Source organism: Streptomyces sp. NPDC059371 (genome assembly GCF_042751995.1).
In the GTDB taxonomy this organism is placed as follows: domain Bacteria; phylum Actinomycetota; class Actinomycetes; order Streptomycetales; family Streptomycetaceae; genus Streptomyces.
Map to the genome: position 1 here is coordinate 62713 of NZ_JBHYXD010000041.1, position 12785 is coordinate 75497.

Below are 12785 nucleotides of genomic sequence, written 5' to 3' on the forward strand. Positions count from 1 at the left end.
GTGCCCGCGGTGGTCGCGGGCGGTCATGCGGTCGTTGCGTCCGGAGGTGCGGCGGGGTCGGACGAATCGGCGACGACGTCCGCCAGCCAGGAATCCACCGCCGCCGCGGTGGTGCGGGCGTGGTCCTCCAGCATCGAGTAGTGGTTTCCGCTCACTTCGACGATCGTGTCCACGTGCTCGGGCGGTGCCGCGCGCCCGTCGCCGTACGCGGCGTCGGCCAGCATGGGCTCGCTCGCCCGTACGAGCAGGGTCGGCGCGGCGATCTCCGGCGCGGCCCAGGCGTCGAACAGGCGCATGTAGCGGCCCATCGCGGTGAGCTGTTCGCCGCCGGACCTCATGAAGTCCAGGCGCTGCGACTGTGCCTGGGCCATCGCGTTGAGCACCTGGTGGTCGAAGGGGACTTCTCGGCTGAAGCTGTCGACCATCACCACTGCCGCCGGCTGCTCGCCCATGGCCTCCAGGTGTGCCGCCACACCGTGGGCGATCCAGCCGCCCGAGGAGTAGCCGAGCAGGACAACCGGCTTTCCGCCGGCGCACTCCCGTACGGTCCGCGCGTGCAGCCGGAGCACGGCGTCCGGATCGGACGGGACCGGCTCGCCCTTCTCATAGCCGGGGTTGACCAGCGCCCACACGTCCAGCCGGTCGCGGAAGGGTGCGGCGAACCGCGCGTACTGGTGCGCGCCGGCCGGTACGACGTACGGCGAGAAGCACATCAGCGCGAGAGGACGGTCGCCTAGCGACAGCCGTACCGGGGCGGGCCGCTGGGCCAGTTCCTCGGGCCGCTCGAACGAGGGCCGGAAACGGGCCGCCTCCATCAGCATCCCCATGGCCTCGCCGGCCGTCCCGTTCTCGCTCGCGTGCCGGTAGAGCTGCACCAGCATGTCGGCGGGCCGCTCCTCCGCCGTGCCGTGGCCGGCGCCCGGGAGCCGTGTCAACAGGTGCTTGGCGAGCCTGGCGGGCGTGGGATGGTCGAAGGCCAGTCCGGCGGGCAGGCGGACGCCGGTCGCCGCCGACAGGCGCCGGCTCAGGTCGATCGCGGTGAGCGAGTCGAAGCCGAGCTCCAGGAAGTACGCGGTGGGCAGCACGTCCTCGGCCGACGCGTGACCGAGGACCACGGCGCTCTGGGCGCGGATGTGCTCCAGCAGCCGCTCCTCCTGCTCGGCCGGGGCGAGTGCGCCGAGCTCGGTCGCCAACGCCGCTTCGGTGCCGGTCTCCTCGCCGGTGGCCCGTTCGGCCTCCAGGAGCCGTTGTACGTCGGGCAGGTCGGCCAGCAGCGGGCTGGGCCGTCCGACGGTGAAGGCGGGCAGGAACTTCTCCCAGTCGATCGGGGCGACGGTGAGGGCCGCCTCGTCGTGTTCGACGGCCTGGCGCAGGGCTGTGATCGCGAGCTCGGGGGCCATGAGACCCAGGCCCCGCCGCTCGCCGCGCTCCTGGACCGCGTCGTCGACCATGCCGCCGCCCGCCCAGCCGCCCCAGGCGAGCGAGGTCGCGGTCAGGCCGCGGGCCCGCCGCCGCAGTGCCAGGGCGTCGAGGAAGGCGTTGGCGGAGGCGTAGGCGGCCTGCCCACCGCTGCCCCAGACGCCGGCACCGGAGGAGAAGAGGACGAACGCGTCCAGCTCCCGGCCGTCGAGCAACTCGTCGAGGTGGACGGCGCCGGTGACTTTGGCGGCCGCGGCTTCGGCGAACTCGTCGAGACCGGCGTCGGTCAGCAGGGACGACCGTGCCGTGCCGGCGGCGTGCAGCACTGCGGTGAGCGGGTGACGGGAGTCGATGCCGGCGAGCAGTCGCGCGACCGCATCGCGGTCGGTGATGTCGCAGGCGGCGATGGTGACTTCGGCGCCCAGGGCGGTCAGCTCCGCGTGCAGTTCCCGCGCACCGGGGGCGTCGGGTCCGCTCCTGCTGGTGAGCACCAAGTGCTGCGCGCCCGCGCCGGCCAGCCAACGGGCGAGGTGCCGGCCCACGCCGCCGGTTCCGCCGGTGACCAGGACGGTTCCGCGAGGCTGCCACGGTGTCGCGGGTTCCACATGGGCGGGCCGCGCCCGGATCATGCGTCGGCCGTACACGCCGTCGACGCGTACGGCGAGCTGATCCTCGTCGTGCTGGGCCAGCGCTCCGGCCAGGCGGCGCAGCGCGTGCTCGTCCAGCTTCTCGGGCAGGTCGACGAGACCGCCCCAGCGCCGGGGCAGTTCCAGTGCGGCGACGACGCCCAGGCCCCAGAGCTGTGCCTGACCGGCGTCGCGCAGCGGGTCGGTGGCTCCGGTGGACACGGCTCCGCGGGTCGCGCACCACAGCGGTGCCTGGACGTCCACGTCACCCAGTGCCTGCACCAGGGTGACGGTCGCGGCGAGGCTCGTTGACAACGTCGGGTGGGCCGGGTGGCGGCCGGGGGCGAGGCCGAGCATCGACAGGACACCGGCGGGCTGTTCGCCGCCGAGTTCCTCGGCGAGCCGTTTCGCGGCCTGCGATCGGTCGCAGTCGACGGGGAGTTCGACGACCCGCACCTTGGCGCCATGGGCGCCGAGCACGCCGACGACGCAGGGCGCCCACTGCTCGTCCGCCAGTCCGGCGGGGAGGACGGCGAGCCACAGGCCGTCCAGGCCGGGGCCCGGGTGGTCGGTCAGCCGTCGGAAGGAGACGCGGTAGCGCCAGCCGTCCACGGTGGACTTCTCGCGGCTGCGCCGACGCCACGCGGACAGCACCGGCAGCGCCGGGCCGACGAGGTCGGCGTGGTCCGCCCCGAGTTCATCGGCGAGCCCGGACAGGTCCGAGTTCTCCACCAGCTCCCAGAACCCGGCCTCGACCGGATCGGCGCCCGCGGGCACCGGGTCGGCGCTCTCCAGCCAGTACCTCTGCCGTTGGAACGCGTACGTCGGCAGGTCCACGCGCCGTACCGGACGCCCGGTGAAGGGGACCGTCAAGTCGACGTGCACGCCGCTCACATGCAGTTCGGACACGGAACGCAGGAAGCGGTCCATGCCGCCCTGGGCCCTGCGCAGCGAGGCGCCGGTCACGGCGTCGGCACCGGCCTCGTCCGCAATCTCCTGCACCGAGCCGGCCAGCAGCGGGTGCGCGCTGCACTCGACGAACACACCGTGCCCGTCCGTCAACAGCGACCGTACGGTCCGCTCGAACTCCACCGTGTGCCGCGCGTTGCGGTACCAGTACTCGGCGTCCAGGGCGGTGGTGTCCAGCACGGTGCCGGTCACCGTGGAGTAGAAGGGGATGTCCGCCTGCCGCGGCGCGACCGGGGCCAGCAGCTCGAGCAGTTCGGGGCGCAGGCTCTCGACCTGGGCGGAGTGCCCGGCGCCGGTGGCGCCGCGGACCTTGCGCACGCGCACGCCCTCGGCTTCGAGTTCCGCCAGGAGTTCGTCGACCGCGTCGGGCTCTCCGGAGACGGTCAGGGCGGTGGGCCCGTTCACGGCGGCGACCGACAGCCGGTCCCCGTACCTCTCCAGCCTCGCGCGCACCCGGTCGGCGGGCATGGCGACCGCGAGCATGGCGCCCTGGCCGATGAGCCTGGTCAGCGAGCGACTGCGCAGGGCCACGATCCGGGCCGCGTCGTCCAGAGTGAGTGCCCCCGCGACGTACGCGGCGGCGACCTCGCCCTGCGAGTGGCCGGCGACGGCGGCGGGCGTCACACCGTAGGAGCGCCACAGAGCGGCCAGCGACACCATCACCGTGAACAGCGCGGGCTGGGCGACCTCCACCTCGGCCACGTCCGGCGCGTCGGGCTCGGCGCGCAGGACGTCGAGCAGCGGCCAGTCGAGGTAGGGGGCGAACGCCTCCGCGCAGGCCTTCGCCTGCTCGGCGAAGATCGGGGCAGTGTCCAGCAGTTCGCGGGCCATCTCGGTCCACTGCGAGCCGTGGCCGGGGAAGACGAAGGCGACCTTGCCGGAGGCTGTGGCGGTGCCCTGGACCACGGTGTCCGCGGGTTTGCCGTCGGCGAGCGCCGCGAGCCCGGCCCGTAGCTCGTGCCGGTCGTGGCCGACGACGACGGCCCGCTGCTCCAGCGGCGTCCGGGTGGTGACGAGGGCGCGGCCGACGTCGGGCAGCGAGAGCCCTTCGGCGCGGTCGAGGTGGTTCAGGAGCCGGCGGGCCTGCTCGCGCAGAGATCGGGCGGTCTTCGCGGACAGCGCCCACGGGAGCACGTCCAGGGGCCGGACGGCGGTCGCGTCCTGCGCTGCGGGCGTCTGTTCGCCCTCGGTGGCGGGCGCGGTCCGCGGGGCCTGCTCGATGATGGTGTGCACGTTGGTACCGCTCATCCCGAACGAGGAGACGGCCGCACGCCGTGGCCTGTCCCGGTCGGGCCAGGCGGTCTGCTCGGTGAGCAGGCGCACGTTCCCCCTGGACCAGTCGACGTCCGGGGTCGGCTCATCGACGTGCAGCGTCCGCGGCAGGATGCCGCTCCGGATGGCCATCACCATCTTGATGACGCCACCGACACCCGCGGCCGCCTGCGCGTGGCCGATGTTGGACTTCAGCGAACCGAGCCACAGCGGCCGGTCCCCCGAGTGCCCCTGGCCGTACGTGGCGAGGAGCGCTTGCGCCTCGATCGGGTCGCCGAGCTTCGTCCCCGTACCATGCGCCTCCACGGCGTCCACCTCGTCCGGGGCGAGCCGGGCGTTGGCCAGCGCTTGCCGGATGACCTGTTGCTGGGCCCTGCCGCTGGGCGCGGTCAAGCCGTTGGAGGCGCCGTCCTGGTTGACCGCGCTGCCCCGCACGACGGCCAGGACCTCGTGCCCGTTGCGGCGGGCGTCGGACAGCCGCTCCACCAGGACCAGGCCCACGCCCTCGGCGAAGCCGGTGCCGTCGGCGGACGAGGAGAACGCCTTGCAGCGGCCGTCGGCGGACAGCGCGCGTTGCCGGCTCGACATCGTGAACGCGGACGGTCCGGCCATCACCATCACGCCGCCGGCCAGTGCCATGGAGCACTCGCCGCCCCGCAGCGCCTGCACGGCGAGGTGGAGGGCGGTCAGCGAGGACGAGCAGGCGGTGTCGACCGTAACCGACGGGCCTTGCAGTCCGAAGGTGTAGGAGAGCCGGCCGGAGATCACGCTGGCCGCGTTGCCGCTGGGGATGTAGCCCTCGACGCCGTCGGGCACCTTGAGCGGGCGGCCGGTGTAGTCCTGGAAGCCGGAGCCGACGAAGACACCTGTGTCGGTTGAGCGCATCGCGTGCGGGGCGATCCCGGCGCGCTCGAAGGCCTCCCAGGTGGTCTCCAGCAGCAGGCGCTGCTGCGGGTCCATGGCGACGGCCTCGCGGGGGCTGATTCCGAAGGCCGCGGCGTCGAACTCGTCCGCGTCGTGCAGGAATCCGCCCTGGGTGGTGTACGTGGTGCCGGGGTGGTCGGGGTCCGGGTGGTAGAGCGCCTCGACGTCCCAGCCGCGGTTGCCGGGGAAGCGGGAGATCGCGTCGCGGCCGGAGGCGGCCAGCTCCCACAGGTCCTCGGGTGAGCGCACGCCACCGGGGTAGCGGCAGGCCATCCCGATGATGGCGATCGGCTCGTCCAGCACCGCGGCGGCCGCGGCGGCCGCGGCCTTCGCCTCCTGGCCGCCGGTGAGTTCGGCGAGCAGGTGGGTGGCGAGGTCCGCGGCCGTGGGGTGGTCGAAGACCAGCGTCGTGGGAAGGGCGAGGCCGGTGGCCCCGTTGATGCGGTTGCGGAGTTCCACCGCGGTCAGGGAGTCGAAGCCGAGGTCCCGGAAGGGCCGGTCGGTCTCGACGGCGCCCGCTCCGCGGTGGCCGAGGACGGCGGCGGCGTGCGTGCGCACGAGGTCCACGAGGGCCCGTGCGCGGTCTCCGTGCGACAGCCCGGCCAGGCTCGCGGCGAGCGCCCCGGAGCCGTGGCCCGTCTCGGAGGCGTCCTCGGCGAGCGTCGCGCGTACCTCGGGGAGGTCGCCGAGCAGCGGGCTGGGCCGGCCGAGGGTGAACGGCACGATGAAGCGCGCCCAGTCCACGTCGGCCACGGTCAGCAGGGTCTCGTCGCGGTCGAGCGCCCGCTGCAGGGCGGTGATCGCCGATGCGGGTGTCATCGCGCGGAGGCCGCGGCGGCGCAGCCGCTCCTCGTCGTCGCCGTCCTCGACCATGCCGCCGTCGGCCCAGGGGCCCCAGGAGACGGCGGTCGCGGTGAGTCCGCGGTCTCGACGCTGCCGGGCGAGACCGTCGAGGAAGGCGTTTCCGGCGGCGTAGGCGGCCTGGCCGCCGCTGCCCCAGACGCCGGAGATGGAGGAGAAGAGGACGAACGCGTCGAGCTCCTGGTCGCCCAGCAGCTCGTCCAGGTGCGCCGCACCGCCGGCCTTGGCGGCGAGCGCGGCGGCGAAGGCGGCCGGGTTCGTGGCGTCCACCATGCCGGCGTCGGCGACTCCGGCGGCGTGCACGACGGCGGTGAAGGCGTGCTCCGCGAGCAGAGCCGCCACGGCGTCGCGGTCGGCCACATCACAGGCGGCGAGCGTGACGCGGGCACCGAGGGCTTCCAGCTCGTCCCGCAGGGCGGCGGCGCCCGGGGCGTCCGCGCCCCGGCGGCTGGTGAGGACGAGGTGTTCGGCGCCGCCGAGCGCCAGCCAGCGGGCGACGTTGCCGCCCAGCGCACCCGTACCACCGGTGATGAGGACGGTGCCGCGGGGCTGCCAGCGGCGGGTGGCCGCCCGTTCCGGTGCGTGGGCGAGCCGCCGGGCGAAGACGCCGGAGGCACGGATGGCGAGCTGGTCCTCCTCCCACCGGCCCGTCAGCGCCTGTCCCAGCACGTCGGCCAGGCGTGCCGCGGCCTGGTCGTCGACGGACTCCGGCAGGTCGATCAGGCCTCCCCAGCGCCGGGGGAGCTCCAGAGCGACGGTGCGGCCCAGGCCCCAGACCTGGGCGTGCCGGGCGTCGCGTACGGCGTCGGAGCCGCTCACGGCCACCGCACCCGAGGTGAGGCACCACAGCGGGGCGTCGACGCCCGCGTCGCCCATGGCCTGGACGAGCAGCAGGGTGGGCAGCACGGGGTCACCGGTGACAAGCAGGGACAGCACGCCGTCGACCGGCCCGATCCCGGCCAGCTCTCCGGCCAGACCGGCGCGGTCGCTCTCCGCGCCGACAACCAGCGTCTTCAGAGTGGCGCCACGGGCGATGAACGCGGTGCGGACCTCGGCGATCTGCCCGTTCTCCTCCTCCGGCACGGCGAACAGCCAGGTTCCGCCGATGCCGGCCGGAGCGGGCTCGCCCAGGCGCTTCCACGACTCGCGGTAGCGCCAGCCGTCGACGGTGGACTGCTCCTTGCGCCGCCGCCGCCACGACGACAGCCTCGGCAGCACGTCGCTGAACGCGTCCCCTGCCCCGATGTCGAGCGTCTCGGCGAGGGACTGCAGGTCCTCGCGCTCGACGGTCTCCCAGAACTCCGCGTCCACCGGGTCCACCGCCGGGGCGGCGGCAGCGGTTTCCGGGGCGTCGACCCAGTACCGCTCGTGCTGGAAGGCATAGGTCGGCAGGGTGACGCGGTGAGCGCCCGGGAAGAGGGCCTGCCAGTCCAAGGAGGCGCCGTGCACGTGCAGTTCGGCGAGCGCGGTCACGACGGCCTGCCGCTCGGGGCGGTCGGCCCGGAGTACGGGGACGGTGACGATGTCGTCCGCACAGCCCTGCGCCATGCCGCTCAGCACACCGCCCGGACCGATCTCGATGAAGGTCTTCACGCCCAGGTCGTGCAGGGTGCGGACGCTGTCGGCGAAGCGGACGGTCTCGCGCACGTGCCGGACCCAGTACTCGGGGGTGTAGGCCTCGACAGGCTGACCCGTGAGGTTGGAGACGATGGGGAGCTGCGGCTGCTCGAAGGCCAGGCCACGGACGACCTCGGCGAACTCCTCCAGTATCGGGTCCATCAGCGGCGAGTGGAACGCGTGACTGACTTTCAGCCGGGACGTCTTACGGCCCTGCTCGGCGAAGCCCGCGGCAATCGCCAGGACCGCCGTCTCGACGCCGGAAACCACAACCGACGAGGGGCCGTTGACCGCGGCGATGCTCACCCCGTCGGTGAGGTGGGGCAGGACCTCCTCTTCGGTGGCCTGCACGGCGACCATCGCACCGCCCGCGGGCAGTGCCTGCATCAGTGCGGCACGCGCGGACACCAGCTTCGCCGCGTCGTCGAGGGACAACACACCGGCCACGTGCGCGGCGGCGATCTCGCCCACGGAGTGGCCGGCGACGAAGTCGGGCCGGACGCCCAAGGATTCGAGGAGCCGGAACAAGGCCACCTCGACCGCGAAGAGGGCGGGCTGGGTGCACCCGGTCCGGTGAAGCGTTTCGGCATCGACGTCGACGGGGGCGTCCAGGTGCGTGCACACCTCGTCGTAGGCCGCGGCGAAGACGGGGAACGCCGCGTACAGTTCGCGCCCCATACCGATGCGCTGCGATCCCTGCCCGGAGAAGAGGAAGCCGGTCCTGCCGCCGGCCGGGCGCCCCAGCAGCACACGGGCCGAAGGGGTCCCGGCGGCCAGGTCCGCCAGCCCGAGGAGCAGTTCCTCACGGTTCCTCCCCACGACCGCGGCCCGGTGACGCATGGCCGCGCGAGTCGTGGCCAGCGACATTCCGACGTCCTGGGGCCGGACCTCGCCCCGTACCAAGGGCAGCAGCCGGGCCGCCTGGGCCCGCAGCGCCGCGTCGCTCCTGGCGGAGAGCACCCACGCCAGGGGGCCGTCGGCGGGAACCCCCGCGGGCTCCTCGTCCTGGGCCGGCGGGGCCTGCTCGATGATGGTGTGGGCGTTGGTGCCGCTGACGCCGAAGGCCGACACGGCAGCACGGCGCGGGTGATCGGTCTCCGGCCACTGGACGGCCTCGGTGAGCAGCCGTACCGCGCCCGCCGACCAGTCCACGTGCGGCGTTGGCTCGTCCACGTGCAAGGTCTGCGGAAGCACTCCGTGGCGCATCGCCATCACCATCTTGATGATGCCGCCGACGCCCGCGGCCGCCTGCGCGTGGCCGATGTTGGACTTGAGCGAGCCCAGCCACAGCGGCCGGTCCTCCGGTCGCTCCCGGCCGTACGTGGCGAGCAGCGCCTGCGCCTCGATGGGATCGCCCAGCGTCGTGCCTGTGCCGTGCGCCTCGACGACGTCGATCTGGGCGGGAGACAGGCCGGACGATGCCAGCGCCTGGCGGATCACTCGCTGCTGCGCGGGGCCGTTCGGCGCGGTCAGACCGTTGGACGCACCGTCTTGGTTGACGGCGCTGCCACGGACAACGGCCAGCACCTGGTGCCCGTTGCGGCGGGCGTCGGACAGCCGCTCCACCAGGAGCAGGCCGACGCCCTCGGCCCAGCCGGTGCCGTCGGCCCCGGCGGCAAACGGCTTGCAGCGGCCGTCGGGGGCCAGCCCGCGCTGGCGACTGAACTCCACGAACGCGGTAGGCGTGGTCATCACCTGCACACCGCCGGCCAGTGCCATGGAGCACTCGCCGCCCCGCAGCGCCTGGATCGCCCAGTGCAGCGCCACCAGCGACGACGAGCACGCCGTGTCGACCGTGACCGCCGGGCCCTCCAGGCCGAAGGTGTAGGCGATACGGCCGGACATCACACTGGCGGAGTTGCCGGTCCCCAGATGGCCGTCGGACTCGCCGCCCACCCCGACCAGGAGGTTGACGTAGTCCTGGTACCCGGAGCCGACGAAGACTCCGGTACGGCTGCCGCGCAGCGACTCCGCGTCGATGCCGGCCCGCTCGAACGTCTCCCACGTGGTCTCCAGCAGCAGCCGCTGCTGCGGGTCCATCGCCACGGCCTCACGCGGGCTGATCCCGAAGAAACCCGGGTCGAACTCCCCCGCCTCGTACAGAAATCCACCGCGGCGCGTGTACGTCTTCCCCGTCGCGTCCGGGTCCGGGTCGTAGATGTCCTCCACGTCCCAGCCCCGGTCCGCCGGGAACTCGCCGACCGCGTCACCACCGGCGGCCACCAACTGCCACAGGTCCTCCGGCGAGCGCACCCCGCCCGGATACCGGCACGCCATGCCGACGATCGCGATGGGGTCCTGGTCCTTCTCCTCGACCTCGCGAAGGCGCTCCCGCGCCTGACGAAGGTCTCCCGTGACGCGCTTGAGATACTCGAGAAGCCTGTCTTCGTTGCTGCTCATCCGCCTCATCCGTCCTCGGCTGTCGTTAAAGGTAGAGCGCCAAGAACTAGGAATTTTCTAGATCTTGATCGATCAGTTCGAAGATGTCGTCGATCGTCGCGTCCTGGAGCTGTCGCTGCGCGTCGGCGGATTCAGCGCCTTGCTCTCCGGCGGAATTCACCAGGGACAGCAGTTCCTGCAGCCGCCTTCGCACCCCCGACCGGACCGTCTCCTCGGCCGAGGCGGCCGTCGAGATCGCCGACTCCAGCCTGTCGAGCTCGCTGAAGACCGACACCTCCTCCGGGCCCGCCTCGCCGGTGAGTTCGCTGCGCAGGTAGCGGGCGACCGCCTCGGACGTCGGGTGGTCGAAGACCAGCGTCGCGGGCAGGGTCAGGCCGGTGTCGGCGGTGAGCAGGTTGCGCAGCTCCACCGCGGTCAGGGAGTCGAAGCCGAGGTCCCGGAACGCCAGGTCCGGTTCCACCGCCACGGATCCGCTGTGGCCCAGCACCGTCGCCGCGTGCGCGCACACCGTGTCCACGAGCAGGCGTTGCTGTTCGCCTTCGGACAGCGTGGACAGCTTCGCCTTGAGCGCGGACGGCTCCGCGGTCCGCTCGGCGGGCTCCTCCGCGAGGGCGTCCCTGACCTCGGGCAGGTCGCTCAGCAGCGCGCTCGGCCTGCCGACGGTGAACGGGACGACGAACCGCTCCCAGTCCACGTCGGCCACGGTGACCGCGCCGTCCCCGCCGCTCAGCGCACCGTGCAGCGCGGAGATCGCCCGGTCCGGCCGCAGCACGGTCAGGCCGCGCTGTCGCAGCCGCTCCTCGTCCCCGGCGTCGGCGACCATGCCACCATCACCCCACGGGCCCCAGGCGATCGCGGTCGCGGGGAGGCCCCGGGCCCGCCTGTGCTGCGCCAGGCCGTCGAGGAAGGCGTTCGCGGCCGAATAAGCGGCCTGCCCGCCGCCTCCCCACACGCCGGAGATGGAGGAGAAGAGGACGAAGGCGTCCAGATCCTGATCGCCGAGGAGTTCGTGGAGGTACACGGCTCCGACGGCCTTCGCGGCGACGGTCGCCGCGAAGTCGCCCAGGTTCGTCTCGGCGAGCATGCCCGCCTCGGCGGTGCCGGCCGCGTGGACGACGGCGTTCACCGGGTGCGAGGCGAGCAGCGCGGCCAGCGCATCGCGGTCGGCGACGTCGCAGGCGACGACGGTCACACGCACGCCCGCCTCCTCCAGTTCGGCCCTGAGGCGGGTGGCGCCGGGGGCGTCGAGACCGCGGCGGCCCGTGAGCACCAGGTGCTCCGCTCCCGCACCGGCGAGCCAGCGGGCCACGTGCCCGCCCAGCGCACCCGTACCGCCGGTGACCAGGACGGTGCCGCGCGGCGACCACGAACGATCACTCCGGGCTGCGGGCAGACGCGACAGACGCCGTGCGAACATCCCGTGGTCGCGGATCGCGACCTGGTCCTCGGCCGACTGGCCGAGCACCGCGACGAGGCGGCCGGCGACCCGGTCGTCGACCGTGTCCGGGAGGTCGATCAGACCGCCCCAGCGCCGCGAGTGCTCCAGCGCCGCCACCCTGCCCAGACCCCATACCAGGGACTGGTAGGGGTCCGCCGCCTCGTCGGCGGAGCTCACACCCACCGCGTTCCGGGTCGCGCACCACAAGGGGGCGCCGATGCCCGAGTCGCCAAGGGCCTGGACGAGCAGCACGGACAGCGTGACGCCGACGGGTATCGCGGCGGCCTGTGGGGCGGCCTCGCCGTCGACGGCGAGCAGCGACAGGACGCCCGCCACGGTCTCGGCACCGGCCGCTCGGGCGAGTTGCGCGGTCAGGTCCTCACGGCCGGTGGCCGGCTCGACCGGGACCGGCAGCGGCGCCAGGCCCCGCTCGGTCAGCGCGCGGAGGCAGGCGGCGACCCAGTCGTCGCCGAGTTGGGCGGCGCTGACCGGAACCAGCCATATGCCATTGCGGGCAGGTTCCTCCGTGGAGGGGTCGGGTATCGCTTTCCAGGTGACGCCGTAGCGCCAGCCGTCGACGGTGGACTGCTCCTTGCGCCGCCGCCGCCACGACGACAGCCTCGGCAGCACGTCGCTGAACGCGTCCCCTGCCCCGATGTCGAGCGTCTCGGCGAGGGACTGCAGGTCCTCGCGCTCGACGGTCTCCCAGAACTCCGCGTCCACCGGGTCCACCGCGACCGCGGCAACGGTCTCCGGGGCGTCGACCCAGTACCGCTCATGCTGGAACGCATAGGTCGGCAGGTCGGTCTTCCGCGCACCGGCGAAGAACGAATTCCAGTCCACCTCGGCGCCGGCGACGTGCAGTTCGGCGAGCGCGGTGACGAGGGCCTGTTGCTCGGGGCGGTCACCGCGCAGCACGGGCACGGCGACCGCGTCGTCCGCGCAGCCCTGTGCCATGCCGCTGAGGACACCGCCGGGACCGATCTCGACGAACGTGGTCACACCGAGGTCGCCGAGGGTCTCGATGCCGTCGGCGAAGCGCACCGCCTCACGGACGTGCCGCACCCAGTACTCCGGCGTGTACGCCTCGGCCGGCCGACCGGTGAGGTTCGAAACGACGGGAATCCGCGGCTCGTCGAAGACCAGACCACTGACGACCTCCGTGAACTCCTCCAGCATCGGGTCCATCAACGGCGAATGGAACGCATGACTGACCTTCAACCGCGAGGTCTTGCGGCCCTGTTGAGTGAAAGCCTCGG

The 12785-nt window shown here is 73.3% G+C and carries 2 protein-coding genes; both read right to left on the bottom strand.

Annotation, left to right across the window (positions count from 1 at the left end; all coding sequences use genetic code 11):
• Positions 1 to 23: 23 nt before the first annotated feature.
• Complete coding sequence (locus ACFXGX_RS23065; RefSeq protein ID WP_384794366.1) at positions 24 to 10088, bottom strand: type I polyketide synthase; 10065 nt, start codon at positions 10086 to 10088, stop codon at positions 24 to 26.
• A gap of 46 nt (positions 10089 to 10134) precedes the next feature.
• Positions 10135 to 12785: SDR family NAD(P)-dependent oxidoreductase (locus ACFXGX_RS23070; RefSeq protein ID WP_384794368.1), on the bottom strand; the 2651-nt coding region annotated here is incomplete at its 5' end.